Annotated in this window: 22 protein-coding genes and 1 tRNA gene; 14 read left to right on the top strand and 9 right to left on the bottom strand. The window is 65.6% G+C overall.

The window, feature by feature from the left end; all coding sequences use genetic code 11:
• Positions 1–10: 10 nt before the first annotated feature.
• The 4 genes from HD595_RS29205 to HD595_RS29220 all read left to right on the top strand — a co-directional run bounded on the left by HD595_RS29205 (position 11) and on the right by HD595_RS29220 (position 2,258).
• Entirely contained in the window at positions 11–331 is a 321-nt protein-coding gene (locus tag HD595_RS29205) for a hypothetical protein (RefSeq protein WP_253774511.1), read from the top strand.
• A gap of 153 nt (positions 332–484) precedes the next feature.
• Positions 485–1,441 carry an ROK family protein gene (locus HD595_RS29210; protein WP_253774513.1) on the top strand — a complete coding sequence of 319 codons (957 nt, stop codon included), beginning with the start codon at positions 485–487 and terminating at the stop codon, positions 1,439–1,441.
• Positions 1,442–1,458: 17 nt separating this feature from the next.
• Positions 1,459–1,530: transfer RNA gene (locus tag HD595_RS29215), tRNA-Val, on the top strand.
• A 293-nt stretch (positions 1,531–1,823) separates the two neighbouring features.
• Positions 1,824–2,258: a hypothetical protein gene (locus tag HD595_RS29220; RefSeq protein ID WP_253774515.1), complete on the top strand. Its 435-nt coding sequence runs from the start codon at positions 1,824–1,826 to the stop codon at positions 2,256–2,258.
• 10 nt (positions 2,259–2,268) lie between these two features.
• On the opposite strand, the gene HD595_RS29225 is transcribed toward HD595_RS29220, so the two are convergent.
• A complete protein-coding gene (locus HD595_RS29225) occupies positions 2,269–3,015 on the bottom strand; it encodes a GntR family transcriptional regulator (protein ID WP_308211259.1) in 747 nt (248 codons plus the stop codon).
• A gap of 867 nt (positions 3,016–3,882) precedes the next feature.
• Between HD595_RS29225 and HD595_RS29230 the strand changes: the two genes are divergently transcribed.
• Entirely contained in the window at positions 3,883–5,175 is a 1,293-nt protein-coding gene (locus HD595_RS29230; protein WP_253774519.1) for an NsdA family TPR-like regulatory protein, read from the top strand.
• A gap of 27 nt (positions 5,176–5,202) precedes the next feature.
• Here HD595_RS29230 and HD595_RS29235 read toward each other — a convergent pair whose 3' ends face one another.
• Together HD595_RS29235 and HD595_RS29240 are read right to left on the bottom strand one after the other, a co-directional pair.
• Entirely contained in the window at positions 5,203–5,931 is a 729-nt protein-coding gene (locus HD595_RS29235; RefSeq protein ID WP_253774521.1) for an HNH endonuclease, read from the bottom strand.
• A gap of 39 nt (positions 5,932–5,970) precedes the next feature.
• Positions 5,971–7,233 carry an AAA family ATPase gene (locus HD595_RS29240; RefSeq protein WP_253774523.1) on the bottom strand — a complete coding sequence of 421 codons (1,263 nt, stop codon included), beginning with the start codon at positions 7,231–7,233 and terminating at the stop codon, positions 5,971–5,973.
• Between the two features lie 1,526 nt (positions 7,234–8,759).
• On the opposite strand from HD595_RS29240, the gene HD595_RS29245 reads away from it, so the two are divergent.
• From HD595_RS29245 to HD595_RS29255, 3 genes are all read left to right on the top strand, one after another.
• Positions 8,760–8,942 carry a hypothetical protein gene (locus tag HD595_RS29245; protein WP_253774525.1) on the top strand — a complete coding sequence of 61 codons (183 nt, stop codon included), beginning with the start codon at positions 8,760–8,762 and terminating at the stop codon, positions 8,940–8,942.
• Positions 8,943–9,302: 360 nt separating this feature from the next.
• A complete protein-coding gene (locus tag HD595_RS29250) occupies positions 9,303–9,683 on the top strand; it encodes a hypothetical protein (protein ID WP_253774527.1) in 381 nt (126 codons plus the stop codon).
• A 57-nt stretch (positions 9,684–9,740) separates the two neighbouring features.
• Positions 9,741–9,938: a hypothetical protein gene (locus HD595_RS29255; protein WP_253774529.1), complete on the top strand. Its 198-nt coding sequence runs from the start codon at positions 9,741–9,743 to the stop codon at positions 9,936–9,938.
• Between the two features lie 316 nt (positions 9,939–10,254).
• Here HD595_RS29255 and HD595_RS29260 read toward each other — a convergent pair whose 3' ends face one another.
• Complete coding sequence (locus HD595_RS29260; protein ID WP_253774532.1) at positions 10,255–11,316, bottom strand: hypothetical protein; 1,062 nt, start codon at positions 11,314–11,316, stop codon at positions 10,255–10,257.
• Positions 11,313–11,831, bottom strand: a complete 519-nt coding sequence (locus HD595_RS29265; RefSeq protein WP_253774534.1) for a SigE family RNA polymerase sigma factor — start codon at positions 11,829–11,831, stop codon at positions 11,313–11,315. Before HD595_RS29265 ends, HD595_RS29260 begins: the two co-directional genes overlap by 4 nt.
• 486 nt (positions 11,832–12,317) lie before the next feature.
• On the opposite strand from HD595_RS29265, the gene HD595_RS29270 reads away from it, so the two are divergent.
• From HD595_RS29270 to HD595_RS29280, 3 genes are read left to right on the top strand one after another with little or no spacing between them, the layout of a single operon-like run.
• Positions 12,318–12,464, top strand: a complete 147-nt coding sequence (locus tag HD595_RS29270) for a hypothetical protein (RefSeq protein WP_253774536.1) — start codon at positions 12,318–12,320, stop codon at positions 12,462–12,464.
• Entirely contained in the window at positions 12,461–12,895 is a 435-nt protein-coding gene (locus HD595_RS29275; RefSeq protein WP_253774538.1) for a S41 family peptidase, read from the top strand. Before HD595_RS29270 ends, HD595_RS29275 begins: the two co-directional genes overlap by 4 nt.
• Positions 12,896–12,897: 2 nt before the next feature.
• A complete protein-coding gene (locus HD595_RS29280; protein ID WP_253774540.1) occupies positions 12,898–13,365 on the top strand; it encodes a S41 family peptidase in 468 nt (155 codons plus the stop codon).
• Positions 13,366–14,205: 840 nt separating this feature from the next.
• On the opposite strand, the gene HD595_RS29285 is transcribed toward HD595_RS29280, so the two are convergent.
• The 3 genes from HD595_RS29285 to HD595_RS29295 all read right to left on the bottom strand — a co-directional run bounded on the left by HD595_RS29285 (position 14,206) and on the right by HD595_RS29295 (position 16,406).
• Complete coding sequence (locus tag HD595_RS29285) at positions 14,206–14,550, bottom strand: hypothetical protein (protein WP_253774542.1); 345 nt, start codon at positions 14,548–14,550, stop codon at positions 14,206–14,208.
• Between the two features lie 349 nt (positions 14,551–14,899).
• Positions 14,900–15,310 carry a hypothetical protein gene (locus HD595_RS29290; protein WP_253774544.1) on the bottom strand — a complete coding sequence of 137 codons (411 nt, stop codon included), beginning with the start codon at positions 15,308–15,310 and terminating at the stop codon, positions 14,900–14,902.
• 349 nt (positions 15,311–15,659) lie between these two features.
• On the bottom strand, positions 15,660–16,406 hold the full coding sequence (locus HD595_RS29295) for a LysR family substrate-binding domain-containing protein (protein WP_253774546.1): 747 nt from the start codon (positions 16,404–16,406) through the stop codon (positions 15,660–15,662).
• A 65-nt stretch (positions 16,407–16,471) separates the two neighbouring features.
• Between HD595_RS29295 and HD595_RS29300 the strand changes: the two genes are divergently transcribed.
• Complete coding sequence (locus HD595_RS29300) at positions 16,472–16,843, top strand: DUF5997 family protein (RefSeq protein WP_253774548.1); 372 nt, start codon at positions 16,472–16,474, stop codon at positions 16,841–16,843.
• 96 nt (positions 16,844–16,939) lie between these two features.
• On the opposite strand, the gene HD595_RS29305 is transcribed toward HD595_RS29300, so the two are convergent.
• Entirely contained in the window at positions 16,940–17,620 is a 681-nt protein-coding gene (locus HD595_RS29305; RefSeq protein ID WP_253781355.1) for an NUDIX hydrolase, read from the bottom strand.
• A gap of 131 nt (positions 17,621–17,751) precedes the next feature.
• Between HD595_RS29305 and HD595_RS29310 the strand changes: the two genes are divergently transcribed.
• Both HD595_RS29310 and HD595_RS29315 read left to right on the top strand, forming a co-directional pair.
• Entirely contained in the window at positions 17,752–19,464 is a 1,713-nt protein-coding gene (locus HD595_RS29310) for a hypothetical protein (RefSeq protein WP_253774550.1), read from the top strand.
• The gene (locus HD595_RS29315) at positions 19,461–20,336 is read left to right on the top strand and encodes a 5'-methylthioadenosine/S-adenosylhomocysteine nucleosidase family protein (protein WP_253774552.1); all 876 of its coding nucleotides are present in this window, start codon (positions 19,461–19,463) and stop codon (positions 20,334–20,336) included. Before HD595_RS29310 ends, HD595_RS29315 begins: the two co-directional genes overlap by 4 nt.
• The last annotated feature ends 5 nt before the right edge of the window (positions 20,337–20,341 follow it).

A 20,341-nucleotide genomic window follows, 5' to 3' on the forward strand; every position in this document is an offset into this window, starting at 1 on the left:
GGAGGACACCATGCCCTGCTACCGCTGCGGGGCCCGGCAGACCGACCCCGTCAAGGGCGCCAGCCCGTGGCAGCGCGGGGTACGCCGGGAGTCCCAGGTGCTCATCTGCCCTGACTGCCAGCGCCTGCACGACCTCGACCTCGACTGCTGCCGCACGTGCGGGTCCACGGCGCTCATCTGCCGTCTGGGCGAGGTGGAGTGCCGGGCCTGCGGGGCGGTGCGGATGGCGCGGGCCAGGGCTTTCGCGGGGTCGGCTGCGCCGTCGGGAGCCCCGCCGGGGCTGTCGGCGGAGGTGGAGGCGGCCCTGAACCGGGTCCTGGGCCGCGCCTGAACCGCGAAGTCGCTGTACGGCCGGTGGTCCCGGAGAGGGCCGGCCTGCCCGTGACAGGGGTGCCAGAAAGGCGGACAAAAGGGGACAGAGGCTCGTACAAGCCCCGGAGACCCCTTTCCAGACATTTACTGAGCTGCGCTATCGTCTCGTACCGTGTCCGAACCTAGGAGCAGTTCGTTCGTCGTAGCGCTCGACGTCGGTGGCACGTCCATGAAGGGCGGCCTGGTCAGCGAGTCCGGCGCGGTGCTGTTGAGCGAGCGACGCCCCACTCCGGTCTCGGAGGGGCCCGAGGCGGTCGTGACGGCGATCCGCGACTTCATCGGGCACCTGGCGGGCTCGGGCGACGGAACCCCGGCAGGGGTCGGCCTGGCCGTTCCCGGGCTGGTCTCCGAGGACACCGCCCTGTACGCCGCCAACCTCGGCTGGAGCGACGTCCCGGCCACCGCGTTCACGCCGCTGGACGTCCCCGTCCTGCTCGGCCACGACGTCCGCACGGGCGGCCTCGCCGAGAGCGTCCTCGGGGCGGGGCGCGGCGTCTCCGACTTCCTGTTCCTGCCGATCGGCACCGGCATCGCCGGCGCCATGATCCTGCACGGCGAGCCGTACGGGGGCGCCTCGGGCTGGGGCGGCGAGATCGGGCACATCCCGGTCTTCCCGGACGGGGAGCAGTGCGCGTGCGGCCAGTTCGGCTGCCTGGAGACGTACGCCTCGGCCGCCTCGGTCGGCAGGCGCTACAGCCAGCGCTCGGGCCTGGAAGGGATACGGGCCGAGCAGGTGGTCTCCTCGGACGACCCGGTGGCCATCGAGGTCTGGGACGAGGCCGTGGAGGCCCTGTCGCTCGCCCTCGCCACGTACACGCTGCTGCTGGACCCCACCATGATCGTGCTGGGCGGCGGCCTGGCCGAGGCGGGCCCGGCGCTCTTCGACCCGGTCCGCACCCGCCTCGTCAAGCGCCTCGCCTTCCGCGCCGCACCGCCCCTGCACCCGGCGGCCCTGGGCGTGGACGCCGGCATGCTCGGCGCCTCCCTCCTGGGCTGGCGCGCCGCCGGCCGCCCCGAACTGGGCCCGGGCTGGGCTCTTGATGTGCGATCCCAGCCGTTGGTGTCGTAAGGTGTAGTGCCGATCAGGGGCGGTTAGCTCAGCGGTAGAGCACTCGCCTTACAAGCGAGGGGTCACTGGTTCGAACCCAGTACCGCCCACCCTGCACACCCACCCGTTGCCCACCTCCCGGGTGGGCCGTCTGACGCCCGCCCTGCACACCATGGCCCTCGCTGCGCTCGGACGCCTTTCCTGAGGGCCGGGCTTCGCCCGGCGGCTGTCGCCCCATGATGACCATCTGATCAGTGGACTCGATGCTGCACCCGAGGCTCCAACGGCTGTTCCCTGCCCATGGTGGGAGGCATCACAGTGCCTGGAGCGATCAACGCGATTCGCATGGGCGCTTAGAGAATTGCGCAGTTGCGAAGTACGACTGTGCTCTATGGTCACGATCATGACGCGGTGGACGTGGGGATGCTTGGCCGCTGTTGCCCTACCCCTCATCGGCGTGCTCGTCTTGGTGTTCGCATTCGTCATGCCGCCCGTCTGGCGTGACGATGACCGCCTCGATGCTCTGCTGGAGCGGGTGGTGACCTATCCGCTCCCGCCAGAGACGAGAGAGCTTTCCGGCAGGCGCTTCACGGACTTCGGGCGAACCATGTTCGGAGGCAATGGTGACTACTGCGATTACCTGATCAAGATCGTTTTGCAGACCAAGCTCACGCAGGAGGAGATCCGGAAGTACTACCGCAAGGCCGCGATCAGAGGAGCCGAGGAGAGCGCGACGATCTCCTTGTCCTTCGAAGACTCAGGAGACACGGCAGACCGCCGGGTGATTGTCGAAGTCCACGACAGGCACGGCAGCGACTGGGACTGGCGCTGCACGTAGAGACGGACCATCACGCCACCGGGTAGGCGTCCTCCAGCTCGTGACGGTCGGCCGGTAGCAGCACTTCCACCACGACCAGCGGACGACTCGAAGCGTCCCGAACGGCTCCGAAGACGGCCAGCAGTGGCACGTTCTTCGGCATGCCGAGCTGCTTGACCTCCTGGGCGGTGGGCATGCGTGCGGTGATCTGCTCCACGATGTGATCGAAGCGCACGCCCTTACGTGACTGGAGATGCTGCCGTATGCCCTGCGGCAACGCCTCACCGCTGGTCAGATCGGTGCCCTCGGACAGCTCCAGAGGCAGCCACAGCGAGACCAGCTCACTCGGCTCGCCCTCACGAGTGACCAGCCGCCGGCGCAGGAAAGCCTTGCTCTTGAGCTGCGCATCCAGCAACGCCGCCACGCGGTTGGGCAGTGCCATCGCGCCGGCCTCGACCAACTCACCAGGGGAGTCCGTCTCCGGACTGGTCAGGTACGCCTGACCTGTGCGGTTGGACTCCACCGACGCCATCGCAGGACGGCCCCGCACGAAGCGGCCCTTGCCCTGCTGGGACTCGATCCAGCCCTGCTCACGCAGCACCCGCAACGCCGCCACAACCGTGAGCCGGGAGACGCCGAACTCCTGGAAGAGCTGATGCTCGCTGAGGAGCATGGAGCCGGGCGGTAGGTTCCCGCCTCGATACGCCGTTGAAGGGCCTGCACAAGCTGCGCATACTTCGGCGGCACGGACTCTAGCGACATTATGACCGTCCAACACCCGACAGGTTGTTTTACCAAGTTTGAGAGTAACCTGGCCGAGCGCCGCCTGCCCACGTCACTGCGGTAAACGCGAGCCGTCCAGGAAAAGGCCCGGCAGGCAGCCAGGGGAGGGATCGGGGGCGACCCTCCCAGGGCGTGGAAGTGACTGCCTGCCGGGCGGGGAGACGCGACGAGGCGATGAGACGGCCCACCCTGGTCCCCTCCTGGCCAAGGCCGTCACCGCCTCGCCGCGTCCGTCCTCACTTGGCGATGTACTCCGCCAAGACGTTCGCGGCGCCCTCCACGTCATCGATCGGATGACGCTGCTCAGCGCTCTGCCAGGAGTAGTACGCGCCGCCGTAGCCGACGAACACCCACACCGGCAGCCCCGGCCAGGCCGATGCACCATGAGAGCACTGTTGTTCTCCCGCAACTCGGCGTTGACGCCGAGACGGGCCAGCCTGTCGCGCAGCCGGATCAGCGCATCGCTCTCGCTCTGCTGCGCGAGTCCGGCCATGGCCGCAGCCATGATCGAGTTCATTTCCCGCTCCCTTCGGCCCGGCCGCTTCAGAGGCAGCCGAGACACTGCCGTTCCTCCCTTGGAACCTCGTCTCCATCGCCGCTGCCGATGAGGAGCGCGCGGCGCGAGTCGCGCAGCTTGATTCCGCGTCCCCGGCATGCCGGGCAGGGCGTTGTCTCGCTGTTCTCGTCTGGCCCGGTCACCGTCGCCATCTCCTCGATTCATCCGGCGTTCCCTGTGTCGGGAGGCCGCTTCACGTACCTTGTTGGTTGATGGCAAGTCCACCGTCAAAAGGAGAAACGCAGGACCCCCGAACGGCCCCCTCTAATCCCCCTCTTGAGCCCCAGCCGGGAGGAAGGCCCGTAGATGCCCGAGAACATTCCCAATGTCCAACTCCGCGCATGGCGCAACGAACACCAGCTCACGCGCGCCGAAATGGCCGACCGAATTAACAGCACCCAAATCGGCATTTCGGAACGCCTGACCTGTGACGAGGAGCGCATCCGACGCTGGGAGGCCGGGGAAGTCCGCTGGCCACGCTCGCCGTACCGGCTGGCACTGACCCAACTGACGGGATTGCAGCCGGAGGCACTGGGGTTCTCGCAGACCAGGCAGACGGGCAGCCGCCTCATCGAGGCGACGGCCATCCTGCCGATGGACGCCCTACGGGCAGAGGCCGAGCTATACGGAACTATGGAACTTGCCCAGCAGCTCCAGGCATCCGACGTCGGTACTGGCACCTTGGAAGCCCTGGCCGAGGCCGTCGATCTGCTCTGCCGCGCCTATCCCGTGGTGCCGGCCACTACGCTGCGCGACCGGACGCAGAAGCGCCTCGCACAGGTCAACAAGCTCCTAGCCGGACGCCTCACTCTCGACCAGCACCGCGAACTCCTTGTCATCACCGGCTGGCTGACCGCCCTACTCGGGTGTGTTCACTACGACCTAGGAGAGCGAGAAGAGGCCGAAACAGCGCGCCGAGCCGCCTTTGAGATGGGCCGCCAGGTGGGCCACGGTGAACTCATGGGATGGGCACATGAGATGTCGGCATGGTTTGCCCTGGTCGAGGGCCGCTATGAGGACGTGGTCACCGCGGCCCGTATGGGTCAGGCCGTCGCTGGCCAGACCAGCGCTATGGTCCAACTGACTCTTCAGGAAGCCCGTGGTTTGGCCCGCATCGGCGACCGACGCGAGGCAGACCGCGCATTGACCCGTGGTGCCGGAGTTCTCAGCCGCCTGCCCATGCCCGACAACCCGGATCACCACTTCGTGTTCGACCATGCCAAGTGGGTCTTCTACGCGGCGACCTGTTATACCTGGCTCGCTGACGACGACCGTGCCGAAGAGCACGCCCGCGAGACCATCCAGATGCACACCCGTCCGGACGGCACATCCAACGCTCCCATGCGGGTTGCAGACGCCCACATAGACCTCGGTATCGTTCACGCCCGCCGCGGAGACCTCGACGCAGCGGTTGAGCAAGGTATAGCAGCATTCGACATCGACCGCCGGTCTCTTACTGACCTAGTCAATCGAGCTGGGGATCTCGATCGCGTCCTACGGCAGCGTTACCGCAATGAAGCCCTTGCTGATGAGTTTCACGAACGGTTCATGATGGCGCGACGAGCTCTAACCACTCGTCATCCTGAATTGCTTGATTAAAGGTCTAAGCGGGTCGCAGTTCTGTTATCACAGCTGTGCGTCCTTGCCAGGTGCCGCCGCATACGGCCACTGAACCGCATATGAGACTGTTCGACGAGCCAGATTGGGAAATGTCGTTCTGAAGCTTAGAAACGGTTCTTCTTGACTGCCCTCCCAGGCGAACAGCCATAGAGATACGCCGAAGTCGTCTTCAGAGACTTCCTGCAACAGTCTCGCCCAGGACTTGTTCAGATCGACGCTGGAAAGCAAATCCTTAACCGCGCGCTGTAGTCGGCGAATAACTCTTAAGCGTCCTTCTGCAATTGCTTCGTTAAGTAGGCAATCGAGAACGTCGAGAGTAGCTTCCCCAACTTCGTCAAAGGCCTCGTCTTTGTAGCGTGGGGCAATCAATCCAGTTTTCGCGTCCAGGACGAAATGCTTCCAAGGGTCCTGTGTCGCAGGATTTAGCAGCAAAGGGTGGCCTTGGGCGTCTACGGGGAAGCTATCTGACTTGTGGCGGTTGCAGTTGGGACACACCAGTAGCCAATTGTGCCATGAGAATGTCAAGCTACATTTGCGGGCGATGGGCCAGTAGTGATCTATGTCTGCACCGATAGAGTCGCCACAATAGAAACACCTGACGCGCTTGCCGCTCATCTGGGCTAGGGCTTCTAGCGCCGGGGTAGCCTGCTTCGATCGTCTAAAACTATTCCACGCTTTACGGCTATCCTCTTTTGTGAGTGCTAGCTTGCTGCGTCGGAACAGATCAAGACGCACCTCTAATGGTAGTGTAGGTCGGTAGAGTCGCCGCATAGCCTACGCCAACTCTTCATCTGCGAACAAGGACACGTAGCCGAGTTCCTTTGCTTCCTCTTCGGTCAGGCCGCGTGCAAGCTTCTTGGCAACAAGTCGCGAGTGCTTCCTTCTGGCCTCGACTGCTTTCGGCGACCGCGTGTCTTTCAGGCCAAAGGCAGGCGTAAGAAGAATCTGATCCGGTTTCCCTGTGATGACCCTAACGTAATCCTTCTCCGAAAGCATGAACGGCTCTCCGGTGCTGGATGCTGGGAGATGGTAGATTCTTCCTCCATCGGCAGCTTGGCACACCAGTGGGCTGTGCGTCGTGACGATAAACTGAACGAAGGGGAAATGTCTACGCAACCAAAAGCCGATCTCGCGCTGCCATTCTGGATGCAGGTGCGCATCGATTTCATCGATGAGGACAACGCCTGGGCGGTTGACATACGAAGATCCGTCTGGATGCTTCTGCACAAGTCCATCGATGCCGTAGCTCTCCACCATGTGGCGGAATATATCTATAAGCATCGCCAGCGCTGCTCTATACCCCTCACTCATGTCTGAGAGGGGCATTCGTCTCCCGGTGGCATCGTGCAACCACATGCCCTCGGAGTTGACTTCCTCTATTGTTATCCCTTGTCTGAGAAAGTCATCGCCAAGGAGCGAGAGCAGGCTGTCAAGGATGGTTCCCTCTTCCTGCCTGGCCTCTAGCTTGCGGTACTTGAGCTGCTTCACCCATTGCTCGCACTCACCGAGGGTGGCATCTTCCTTAAAGAGAGTGGCGAATCTAGGAATTCTTCCAGGTATAACCATCAAGCGCTGGGCGTCAGGAGAGCTGCCATACAATCGCCTGAAAGGTCCGTAGCCAAGCGCGAACCAGCCCGGCGTTGACTGTGCCCAAGGCCCATTTAGGGCGCCACGCTTCTTTTTCTTGAATACATCCGTAGGATTGATTTCCCAAGTAGGCCCTTCGGGGACTATCGCGATTTCAGCCCAAAAAGTGGACTGAACTGGGGCGCCACCTTTAGCTGTTCGATCAATTTCTTGATCCGGCTTCACCTCGACCGATATTGTACCTTTCGGGGCCCCTTCGGTAACCCATCCCCTCAGGTCCTGAATAAGGCCTCTGGCTTGGTCGGGCCCAAGCAGGGCGAGGCATACCGCCTTTAGGAGTGCTGTTTTTCCGGATCCATTGTCGCCGGTAACGACTGCCCAACCTGGGTATTGGTCTGCCGTTGGGCAAAAATCAAGGTCTGCTTGCTCGAAGCCTTTTATGTTGTTCAAGACAACTCGGCTAATATACATCGCATTCCCATCTGGTCCGCTCAGGCCCCGGAACTATCAAAGTCTAGCCAATTTCATGCCCCCGTCGGTCTAAGGAGCGGGGTGTGTTGCAGAATTGTGCTTATAGGGATCAAGGGCGGCGCTCCGCGCCGCCGGCGCGGCCTGCGCTCGGCCGCACGCTGCGCGTGCGGCCTGGGGGCCGTTCTCGCGCGCGGCCGTGCTCAGGCCGCGCTGGGCACGAGGTATACCGCCGACCCTCGCAGCGGATACCTTCACTAGGTGGACGATGATCTCTCAGGTAGTCCAGTGACCGACGCCGAGATCGCTCTCGGGGTCGGTCTCATGGTCTTGATCCTTCTGCTGCCCACCCTCATTTGGCTTGCCACGGTGTTGCTGCGCCGCCGTAGATAGAGCCTCCGGCGGGGGCCTCGGCTCCGGGATGATCGCGACGGGCGTCCAGGTGGTCAGTGGCTGACGTGAGCCGATCTTCCCGTCTACCTCGTCCCAGGCGGAGCCCAGCAGACCAAGGGCCACGGGTCAAGGGTCGTTCTTCCAGTGGGGAGCTCCACCCTTGACCCGTGGCCCTTGGCCCGCTGCCTTCCAGGTGGGACGAGGCAGACGGGAAGATCGGGTGTGGAGGCGTGTACGTCCGTACGGGCGTGCCATTCGCGTGCCATTCGCCGGCCCCGGCACGATGAGGAAGCCCTGATCAGATGGCATGGTGACGTGGGGGAGGAGCATGATCGTCGTGCCATTAGCGTGCCATTAGGTCCGGCGGGAGCCTGGCGGGTGGGCTGTGATCGCGTTGCGTCGGCCGAGGTCGGGCGGCGTGTACGGCCGATCTTGGCTCCTTACAAGCGAGGGGTCACTGGTTCGAACCCAGTACCGCCCACCCTGCACACCCACCCGTTGCCCACCTCCCGGGTGGGCCGTCTGACGCCCGCCCGCACGCCATGGCCCTCGCTGCGCTCGGACGCCTTTCCTGAGGGCCGGGCTTCGCCCGGCGGCTGCCGCCCCATGATGACCATCCGATCAGTGGACTCGATGCTGCGCCCGAGGCTCCAACAGCTGTTCCCTGCCCATGGAGGGAGGCATCACGGTGCCTGGAGCGATCATCGCGATTCGCATGGCCGCTTCGGGGATTTCACAGTTGCCAAGTACGACTGTGACCTATGGTCACGATCATGACGCGGTGGACGCGGGGATGCTTGACCGCTGTTGTCCTACCCGTCAGCGGCGCCCGGTGAACCTATCCTGGCGCCAGGCGCGCGCAGTAACGGCTCGATCCGCGCCCACAGCTCATCGGACACGATCCACGGCTGTTGACCCTTCCTCACGCTGCGAGCAACAGCGGAGACGACCAGCTGATTCCAAGATCCTTTTTGTTAGGATTTCTTGGGCATGTCGGTCACGTCAGGGGCGCTTGATCGGTGGTACCGAGCTGAGCGGGCAGTGGCCGCCACAGACGGGAGAGGAAAATCGCACTTTTAGCCTTTATCATCAAGACCGCCGAAACCGAGGAGACCGTGACCTACGAGTACGGCGAAGGCCCCGACGACCTCGTGGGCGTGGTGAGCATTCATAAGGCGACTGGCGCCCCAGTGGATAAAGATGCCCTGCCGAGGCAGGCCCAGCTTGCTCTACGTGCCATCTTCAAGGGAAAGTCAAAGACCGGTGATTGGCCACACCACTACACCTATGCGGCCTGACCACCGCGAGTGACAAACTGAGTGACATCATGGTGCCTACCGCAGCACGACTAACTGGTTCGAACCCGGTACCGCCCACCCTGCACACCCACCCGTTGCCCACCTCCCGGGTGGGCCGTCTGACGCCCGCCCACACACCATGGCCCTCGCTCCGCTCGGACGCCCTTCCTGAGGGCCGGGCTTCGCCCGGCGGGCTGCCGCCCCATGATGACCATCTGATCAATGGGCTCGATGCTGCGCCCGAGGCTCCACAAGCTGCTCCCTACCCGTGTCGGGAGGCATGACGGTGCCTGGAGCACCCCCATGAGGTGATCTTCCAGAGAACGGCGCTCAAGCTTGCCAGGTCGAGCGTGGACCGTCTTGGCGGTCCATCCTGACACGCTGCTCGCCCTCGTTCCGGAGCCGATGATCCGCGATGGCGAACTCGTCGAACTGTCCGGCGCCGACGCCGGCCGCGACCTGCTCTGCCTGGCCCACAGGTGCCGGCGCCTGCTGACCGACAACCGGCAGCCTCCACGCCACATGGCCGGCGTCCACCGCGACTGCGGGTTCGCCGAGCTGTACGAGCGCCTCGACGAGGACGGGCAGCCCGCCGGGTCGGAATGCCACGCCTGCCGAACTTCGTACGGGGCTCAGGGGTACGCGGACCTGACCAGCGCCCGGAAGGAGCCGGTGAAGACGTACAGGCGGGCACTGGTGGCCGCGCGAGCAGGAGACGACATCACCTCGCGGCGAGTCTGAACGAGTCTGAAAACGAGAGGAAAACTGTCGGTGCGGCGCGGGATGATGATCCCCATCATGGTCATCTCCCCGCCTTCACCGTTCGCTGCCGTGCGCTCGCCGCTCGGCGACATCGTCGTCTTCTACCTCGGCACCGAGCCGCGGCTCACGCCCGAGCAGGCTCTCGCGTTCGCCGATCAGCTTCGTGATCTGGCAGCCGAATCCCTGCGCGTCGATTCGACCGAATCGCTGACCAGCATGTTCCAAATGGATTGATCGTGGAATTACCGGCCCTCGAAACGCCTCGCGCGCGTCGAGGGCTCTCGCATGTACGCAGGTGTCCTCGTGCAGCGTGAACCCGTCACGAGCCCGGCGAGCGCGGGGTGATCGCGTCGTGTTGATCCAGGTCAGACCGGGCGAAGGGTGGATCGGGGCTCCTTGCAAGCGAGGGGGCACCGGTTCGAACCCGGTCCCGCCCATCCTGGACGCTCACCCATCACCCACCTCCCAGGTGGGTCGTCTGGCGCCCGCCCCCACCCCTGCCCCTCCCTGACCCGGCGGGCCACCGCGTACGGCTCCTCGCTGTGGGAGCTCAGCGTGCAAGCTTGACTATCTTGCTCGAGTACACCCCCACCGACCAGCCGACCTGGCGGTTGGAATGTCCCCCATGCATCCGCACCTTGCCCGAGACGATGATTTTCGTCCCCTTGGGGACCTTCTGGCTCCACAGCAGCGCGTTCGTCTCGTCCAGGGTCCGGTGACCACAGGCCCATTCCCCCTCGGAGGCTTCGTCGCCGATCTGGTACGAGACGAAGAGCCGATCCGCCAGATCACCCGTACACAGGTGCTCGATGCGGAAGTAGCCGCCCGGGCTCGTGACCGTCAGCGCGAAGGACGACTTCCGCGGCCACACCCCCGAGGCCTGTCCGGCCAGCTTCTGGGTCCCCAGTCTGACGGGGAAGGGCCCGACCGGATCCGGCTCGACCGGCTGGGCCGGCGGCGTGTACTCGTAGACCGCCAACGGCCAGTCGGCGGGCTGCAAGAACGTGCGGGTCGGGCACGGCTCGCCCTTCTTCCCGACGCAGCCCCCATCCGTGATGTCGAAGGTGATGGTCACCTGCTCGACGCCCTTCGGCACGCTCACCGAGCCCATGACCATTCCCCTCCCCTCCCTGGTCAGGCACTGCTGGAACCAGTTGCTGGAGGGCTTGCCGTCCACGATGACCCTCGGTCTCGCCACCTCGGCGGGGTTGCCCTCCGGGCACAGCGCGGCCACCTCCAGCGGCTTGCCCGAGACCGGGACCGTGACCGACGCCTTCTTCTCCCCCTTGGACTCCGCCTTGAGCGTGGCCGAGGCCAGACGGCGGTAGGCGGAGCCATCGCCCGAGGTGAACCGCGGCGGCAGCTCGGCCGCCGGCCGGACGGCCGTCGTTGTCTCGCGCGGCGACACGGCCGGGCCGGGAAGGAGGAACGCGGGGATGAAGAGGCCGGCGGCTGTCAGTACGGTCACCCCCGCCATGGCGGCGCCGGCGGCCCGGCGGCGGGTGTCGCTGCGGATGCGCCGCTCGAGCTGGGCGAGGCGCCGGTGGTTGTCCGGCGCGTCGGCGCTCATGTCGTCGAACAGATCACGCAGCTTACGCGGGGCAGGCGTCATCCCAGCTCTCCTTCCATACGGGACGCCACCGCCGGCGGCGCGATCTCGGGGTCGATGCGCAGCTTGGCCAGCGCCTTGCTGCTCTGACTCTTGACGGTGCCGATGGAGCAGTTCAGAATCTCGGCCACGGCGGATTCGGGCAGGTCCTCGAAGAAGCGCAGCACCAGCACCGCCCGCTGGCGTGGCGGCAGGCGTCCCAGCGCCGCCCAGAGCACCGCCCGCTCGTCGATCATGCCGATCCTGTCGTCCGGTACGACCGTCTCGGGTGGTGCGTCCGTGGGCAGCTCGCGCCGCCAGAACCGGCGCCGCCAGGACAGGTACGTGTTGACCAGGACCCGGGACACGTAGGCGTCCTGGTACTCGCCCACCCTGCCCCAGGCCCGCCACACGCGTACCAGCGTGGTCTGGAGCAGGTCCTCCGCCTGCGCCCAATCACGGCAGAGCAGGTACGCGGTTCGTAACAGTCGTGGCGATCGCGCCTCGACATATGCCACGAAATCCGACTTGTCTCGCATCAGCCGTGCCCTTCCCGTCGTACCGGCTCCCGTTATGACCCACTGGAGCCCGCCAACGGTTGCCCGCCTCCCCAGGCCCTTGACCGGCGTCGTCCTGCAAGCCAAGCCGGGCGTCAAGTGGGCTGCGGCTCCCTTCTCTCCGACCAGACCTCATCACGCCGGGCGCCGATCACCCGCTCGTCCCACTCGGCCGCTCGCCGGGCCGGCACCCGCCGGATCCGGCCCACCCTGCGCACCCACCTCCCGGGTGGGCCGTCCGACGCCCTTCCTGAGAGCCAGGCTTCGCCCGGCCGCTGTCGCCCCACGATGACCATCCGATCAGTGGGCTCGATGCTGCGCTCAGCGGCGATCAAAGCTTGACCACCAACGAGATTTGGCCCCGCGCCCCAAGGGCCGTCGCCCCGAAGGCCGGTGAGGTGGGGGCGGCCCTCCGGAGTGGCCGGGCTGTGCCGCTGGTGGCCCAGGGGCGAAGGCAACATGCAACGGGTGAGCGAGCGCCACGCACTGCTGATGCGCGCCGATCTCCAGACCATTTCTCAGGAGATGCGAAGTGTGAAGGCTGATCATGCATACCGAAGGTTTCTGACCGGCTTTGACGTTTTCGAAAAGGCAGTGCTCTACTCCCTGCCATGACGACTCTGACGAACCTTCAGCCCGCCCCTGTCATCGATGAGACAGCCCGACTGCTGACCGAGCACTACGTCTTCCCTGAGATAGCCGAACAGGTCGCCGACCTGCTACAACGACGCCTCGCCGAGGGCGCCTACGATGTCGACGGTGCCGAGGAACTCGCCCGTGTGGTCACCGAGGACCTGCAGTCCGTCAACGACGACAAACACCTGCGACTGAAGTACCACGCCGACCCGGTGTCCCCCGAGCAGGGCGCGGCGACCCTGGACTCCATCCGCCGCGACTTCGACACCTCGCTGGGCGGTGCGCCCCGGGTGGAGTTGCTCGACGGAGGGGTAGCCGTGGTGGAGCTGGCGCCGATGCTGTTTCCGCTGGAGTGGGCCGCCGAACCGCTGAGCGCCGCGCTCGCCTGGCCTCCCGCGCCCAGGCGCTGATCGTGGACCTTCGCAACAACCGGGGCGGCGACCCGGACACCGTCGCCTTCGTCTGCAGTTACCTCCTGGACGAGCGCACCCACCTCAACACCATGTACTGGCGCAGGGGCGAGCGCAGCGAGCAGTCCTGGAGCCTGCCGCACGTTCCCGGCGCGCGTTTCGGCGGCAGCAAACCGTTGTACGTGTTGTCCAGTGACGGCACCTTCTCCGCCGCCGAGGAACTGGCCTACGACCTGCAGCAGCTCGGCCGTGCCGTTGTCGTGGGCGAGCCCACCCGCGGTGGCGCACATCCGTGCAAGGGCTGGACCGTCCACCCCCACCTGGAGACCACCATCCCCACCGGCCGCGCCATCAACCCCATCTCCGGCGCGAACTGGGAGGGCACCGGTGTTCGGCCGGACGTCCCTTGCGCTGCCGTGGAATCCCTCGGCCAGGCACACACACTGGCCCTCGCCCGACTGGCAGGCTGAAGTAGTTCAGCTCATCGACAGTGAGGCACCGAACGTCGTTCGTGATCAAGGCGGCTGGAGCTCAGGGCCTGGTACAGAGCGCCGCTCCTTGGATGATCTCGACAGGCGCTCAGGCGCTCAGGCGCTCAGGTGGTCGGTGGCCGGCGTGGGGCCGGCCTTCCCGTCTGCCCCTCCCAGGCGGAGCCCAGCAGACCAAGGACCACGGGCCAAGAGCCGTTCTTCCCATGGGGAGTGCCGCCCTTGACCCGTGGCGCTGCCCTTCTGTCGCGGCTTTCGTCCCCTCCGGAGGCGGACCGTCATGGCAGGTGCTGGTGTTCTTCTGTTCTTCGTGATGGTGGCGCTGATCGGCCTCGGCCTCCGCTCGGAGGCGGTGATTCGCGAATGCAGCGGATCATGAAGGGCCGTTGTGTCGTTCGCCGGCGCCGGCGCTATGGCTCACACGCTTCCTCAGTGAGTGGGATGACGGCGACAGGGTGATCAGACAGGAGGCTGGGCCTATGCTTCCGCGTATGATTCTCCCTGATCTGCCCCCGGAGGTGGCGCAAGTCCAGGACATCGCAGGCTTCGCCGCGTTCCTTGAACTGATGGCCCATGACTTCGCCGCAGATCAGGCTGAATGCGAGCGCGCATGGAACGCGGGGAACAAGTATCACGAGGGCCGATGGGCTCACAGGTACGTGGGCGATTTCCTGGAGGCCTGGGCAGCGTGGCTACGGAATGGGTGCATCCGAGAAGGAGCCCCGTTCGGAGATGTTGTTGAGCCGTTGACGTGGCAGAGTATCGCCCTTCAGATTCGGGTCGGCAGCGTGTACGAGTAACGCGCAGGCCGGCGTTGCAAACTCACGAATCTTGCTTCATCAGGAGGGCGGCACCTGTGACGCCGCGCATCAGTTGTACATAGGCGATCAGGCCTGCGATGGCGTCCCGCTCCTCGCTGTGCTCGCGCTGCGCGCTCTCAAGACCCTCCCGCAGAATCCGAAGATCCCTGTCCGCGTCCTCAAGGGCGGCGAAGTCCGCTGCGGTCATGTTGCCATCGAGGGTTCTCAGACCTTTCGCGGCGACGAACGGGTCCAGTAGGAGGACTTCGAAGAAGAGGTCATCCAGTTCCTCTGCCACCGTCGCTTTCGGGAAGGCGCAGGCCGAGAACACGTCGTATACGGTGATCAGTTCTTCTCTGGCAGTCAAGGCGGCATTCCCTCCGGAGCCTGCGCGGGACGATATCCAGGACGGTGACGGTAGCCGCACGGCAACCCTCCGGATACTCGAACACAAACCCCTGCACGTCGCCTTGTCCGCCACGTCGAGAGGCTGTCGAGCCGATGAATCTTCGAGCAGCCACGCGGCATGCCGGTATGCGTGTGCAGCGCTTTCGGCCTGATTCGCTGTCAGGCCGCCTCCATGACTCAAGACTTGGCCCGAGCCCGATAACGCGTGCGGCCGATCACGTTGATGATGGAGACCACGAAGCCGAGTCCAATGCCGGTCCATAAGTGCCATAACGGCCAGGGCTTGCTGAGGTCTGACAACGCCATGCTCAGGCCTGATGCCGTCCATCCACAGTCGAAGATCGCAAGAGCTGCGGAGATTTTGAACCAGAGAGATCGCCGATATTCGTCCATGGGTCAATGTCCCACGAGTCGATCACGGTCAACAAGGACTGGCGTGCTGGGACCCGTAGGCGGCATCTCAGCGGTCCGGGCAGTCGGCCTGAAGCCATGAGGCGGCGAGTCGTGAGCTCGATGGACTGCTCGTCGCCGTCCCGGATGAACGCCAGGGAGGCCAGGCAAAGGTCCTTGACGCATCGCCGGCCGTAGAAGTCGTAATGCGCCGGATCGGTGACGAACGAGCGGGCTCCGTCGGGAAGGTTCGCACTGAGGACGGGGAGCACCGCGAGGTACGGTCCCGGATCGAGTGTCCGCCCCTCTGCGGTGACGCCGATCTTCACGTATTCCACGCTGTGCCCATCACCGGATGCGTCCGACGTGCCAAACGGGTCTGGATGGAATGGGGGTTCGCTGCACATGCCCCGCCGCGCCGCGCCGCGTCCGTCCCGACGTATGTGACCGCGACGTTCGCGGCACTCTCCGCCACCCTCATCCTCATGGCGCAGCTCGGCGGCGGCGGCCTCGGCGCACTGCCAGGAGCGGTACGCGCTGCCGCTGAAGGTGTTCGTCGGAGTCGTGCCCGGCACAACGCGCACGAGGGCCGCAAAAGCAGAGCGACGGCCGGATCAGCCGCAAGAGACCTGGAGCCATATCTCGTCAGCCCCCGCACCAGACCCGAGCAGCTGCGGGTCATCGAGGCCGGTTGCCCTTCTTTCTCCGGTTGCCCGGAACGCTACGGCTGCTCGGCGCGGCCCGGCGGCCGGAGCCGCTCTGCGCGGGCTTCGGCGCCTTCCGCTGCGCCGGTTTCTCCACAGCCGGTGCGGGGTTGCGGCCGCGCGAGCTGTTCACCGTCCGGCCGCGGACGATGCCGATGAAATCCTCCACCAGGTCCGTGGTCGCGTCCGAGGGCCAGGCCAGCGCGACCTGAGACTGCGGCACGTCCGTCAGCGGCCGGTACGTGAGATCTTTGCGGTGGTGGAGGCGCGCCAGCGACTGCGGGACCAGGAGGAGCCCCGTGCCGGACGCCACCAGCTGGACCGCGTCCGCCGTGGTGGCCGGGCGGGTGAACGCGGGCAGCCCGGGCCGTTCCGTCCACTCGATGGTGTCGTCCAGCGGATGGAACACCTCGTCGTCGGCCAGGTCGCCGGCGGTCACCTCGTCGGCGGCGGCCACCGCGTGGTCCTTGGGCACCACGACCACCGTGGTCTCCACGTAGAGGGGGATCACGCTCAGCCCGTCCCGGTCGACCGGGAGCCTGACGAAGGCGGCGTCGGCGCCGCCGTCCCGGAGGAGCGCCACCGCCTCGGCGGCGGGCACCGCTATCAGGGTGAGCGGCACGTCGGGCATCCTCTCGGTCCAGACGTTCACCCATTTCGCGGGTGTCACCCCGGGCACGTACGCCAGCCGGAACGTCCTGCCGGTCTCCCCATCAGTCACTTCCTCAGCGTACCGATGTCGTACCGATGTCCGGGGAACCCGTTCCGACTGACTACGCTTGGCACATGACCTCGTCCAAGTCGAAGACCATCCAGACGATGAAGCCCGAGACCGCGGCCAAGAAGCTGGGTGTCCTCCTCTCGGCCACACCCGCCGAGTTCCAGGACGGTGTGGTCTCCAGGGACGAGCTGAACGAGTTGCAGGCGAAGCCGCCCGCCTGGCTCGTCGATCTGCGCCGCAACGGCCCCCACCCCAAGCAGGTCGTCGCCGCCAAGCTCAAGGTCTCCATCTCCGGCCTGGCCCGGGGCGGGATCACCGAGCCGCTCACCACCGCCGAGATCGAGGCGCTGAAGGAGGAGAACCCGGAGTGGCTGGAGCGCGAGCAGGCCATCCAGGCCGAGAATCGCAAGGAAGCCCTCCGCCTCAAGGAACGCTAGCCGGTCACGGCGTCCCCGGTTCCGGACGAGCCCCTGTCGAGTGAGCCGTCCAGGGGCCGTCGTTCGTCGCTGTGCGGAACCGGAGAGCGCACGCATTCACCGCAAGCCGACGTTGCCCGATCTCATCAGTGGTGGCGTGAGAGTCTCGGCCGGTCCGCGGCGGAAGAGGCCGGCCGGGCGGCCGACCTCGGGAAGTCGTCGTTCGCCGATGGGTACGACGAAGCCGTCCGTTTTCATGACCTTGCGGCGGAAGTTGCTGGGGTCGAGGGGCACTCCCCACACCGCCTCGTAGATCTGGCGCAGGTCGGCGATGGTGAAGGGCTCCTTGCAGAACGCGGCGGCGATCGTGGTGTGCTCCAACTGGGACCTGGCTCGCTCAAGTCCGTCACGAAGGATCTGCTCGTGGTCGAAGGCCAGCGTGACCTGCCCGTGGAGGATGGAGGAGACAGGCGTCCAGTGAGCGGCGGCGGCGTCGGTTCCTGCCTTCGGCGTCGGTAGATCAGGGCCGAGCGCCAGGTAGGCGATGGAGACGATCCGTCCACGCGGGTCGCGCTCGGGGGCGCCGTAGGCGTGCAGTTGTTCCAGGTGCAGGGTGTCGCCGACGACTCCGGTCTCTTCTCTCAGCTCCCGCCTCGCGGTCGCGTCCAGCGCCTCGCCGTCGCGGACGAATCCGCCGGGCAAGGCCGCTTCGCCGCGATGGGGCATGTTGCCGCGTTCGATCAGCAGGACGTGGAGTCGCCCATCCCGAACGGTGAAGATCACCAAATCCACGGCCACGGCCACGGAGGCGGGCGGGCGGCGCCCACGCACTGTCTTGCTCATTGCCATACCTCTATTAAAGGTCCGGTTGACTCTAACTAGAGCCGCACTTATGGTCAGTCTTACCTGAAGAACTCACCGGAGGGCTCATGGCCCAATCGCGCACGGTAGGCCCCGAGAACAGCGCAGGGACGGTTATTCCGAAGGCGACACGGTATCTCTGCGCCGGCGTGTACCTCGATCGCGAGTTCCGCGAGATGGTCATCCGCCGTGTCTACAACGACTCCCACCACATGGTCGCTCCCTCCTACGGCTTCGATCTCGTTCCGGTTGTCGCACACGCCTGGCGGGCGTGGCGCCTGGACACGATCGGCTCGGCACTGGTCATCATCGTTCTCCTGGGTAGCCTCGCATGGGCTCCCGCGGCTGCCACTGTCGCGGCGGCGCTGTTCGCCCTGTGCTGGTCGGCGACCGTCGCCGTCCGCAACGCGCTGATCGCGGTACCGCTGAAGGCCAAGGAGCGCGCGGACCGGTTCTTCCACCGCGCCCGCTGGGGTAGTGAGTCGCGCGACCTCGCGGTGCATCTGCGTGCTCTGAAGCTTGCCTGTGTCAGCAGCGGCGTCCTCGTCCTCGCCGTTCCCATGATCTCCAGCGCGACCGGCGTCCCGCTGGTCTCATTGCTGCAGCAGGCAGCGATCATGGGAATGTCGGTGGTCCTCGTCGTGTGTGGCTGCGCCGCGGCGCGGCGCCATGCCTTGCACCAGACGGCCAAGGGCAGACTGCCGGCGCCGGACAGCCGCCGGTACCGGACGATCGACGAACAGCAGCGCCATACCTTCGTCATCTACAGCAGGCCCGCCAAGAAAGAGCCGGCGCCCGGGGACTTCCGCGACATTCTGGCATTCGACGACTCGCACAAGCCGTTCGTCGGGGCCGGGCGGTTGATCCATCGCTGGAACCCGCCGCTCAACATCCACCTGTTGCAGTTCGGCGAGGGCAGCATGGCGGCCAGGGAATTCGATCCCCTGCCGTTCCAGGCGCATGAGCTGGTCGCCTATCTGAAGAAGGAGATGCGACGGCTCGACGGGCAGGACGACGCCACCAGCCTTCCCGGCTTCGGCATGTCGGATCGGATCTACGTGGCGGAGGCCGATGTCGACGGCAGGCGTGACTGGCTGCAGGGTGAGCGTGCCGAACACGAGATCGAGGACATCATCGATCGGCCGTTCGACCGGTTCCATCACTTCCTCGAGATCCGTTCCTCCGTGTCCGGCGAGCTCGTCACCACCGTGTTCCTCCGCATCACGGTCAAGGGACGCGCGCTCAGTCTCGACTTCGCCGCCTGTGCGCTGACCCGCACGCCGGACGAGTACCACGTCCTCGACGAGTACGGCGAGGACGGGCCCACCGCGCTCCTCCGGGCCGCGGTCCGGGCTCTGGTCGAGCTGCCGGCCGACATCATGCAGGCGTGGCGCCTCTTCCGTGTCCCTTCCGTCCTGCTCGGAGCCTGTCGAGCCCGACGAACCAGAATTCACTATCCGAAACGCGGTGTGAAGATCGGACCGAAGCTGAGCGTGCGCGAGGAGAAGCGGGTGTCGTGGGAGTCGGCCCAGCTCGACCGAACCCTCATCTCCGACCACGTGAAGCTCATCGAGGATCGTCTGCTGAAGGCGGCCACCGATTTCCTGCGCGAGCACAAGGTCGACATCTCGGAGTTCGAGGAGCGGGCCACCAGCATCATCAACACCGGAATCATGAATTTCGGTGAGTCCATCAACGTCAACAACTCCGCGGTCGGCGCCAACGCCATGAGACTCGATCTCCCTGAATCCTTCGGCCAATCGTCAGGAGGCCACGCATGACCAGTCGGTTCGAGAACAGCGGAATAGTCAATCAGGGCGGCTCCATGACCATCAGCGGGACCGCGGTCGGCGACGGTGCCACAGTCGTCCACCATCATCCCCCGGAGGCCGACATCGGCACGCGGTCGGACGTCGGTGTGATAACAGTCAAGGATTCGGAGGCCCGGGCGGTGAAGGACGCCCTCGGGCTTGACCGAGAAGTCGTCGGGGGAATTCCCTACTGGCGCGGGAGCGTCGATCACCGAGGCGTGGTCGCCAGGGTGGCGATGATCCGCTCCCTGCATCAGGGCCAGCGATCCACCATGGCCGCGTTCGAGCACCTCAGGGAAACGTTCCGGCCGGCGGTCGTCGCGCTTGTCGGTATCGGCGGCGGGTTCCATCCCGACGTCTCGGCGGGCGACGTGGCCATAGGAACGCGGGTCGTTTACTACGACCTTCGAAAGGAAACCGCCGACGGGGTCCAACGCAGAGGTGAGAACCCGGAGACACCCGCCATAGTGGGAAACTCCGTGAACAGCTTCTTCGTCGACCACGGTGAACCGGCGCGCTTCGAGAGCGAAGGAAGCGGGTTCCACGTCATTCCCTGCGTCATCGGGACCGGCGAGGCCGTCATCGCGGACGCCGAGTCCGAGATCAGGAAATATCTGAAGCATTACAACGACAAGGTGTCCGTGGTCGACATGGAGGCCGGTGGCCTGGCGCAGGCCTTCTTCGAGCGCGGAAACTCATCCGGCATGCGCGGTTGGGTAGTGATTCGCGGCGTCTCCGACCATTCGGACAAGGACAAGAACGACGCCATGCAGAACACGGCTGCCCGGCATGCGGCCGAGGTGCTGCGGGCGCTGATCCCCTATCTTCCCTGTCACGCCTGACCCGG

The organism is Nonomuraea roseoviolacea subsp. carminata (genome assembly GCF_024172185.1).
GTDB classification, from domain to species: domain Bacteria; phylum Actinomycetota; class Actinomycetes; order Streptosporangiales; family Streptosporangiaceae; genus Nonomuraea; species Nonomuraea roseoviolacea.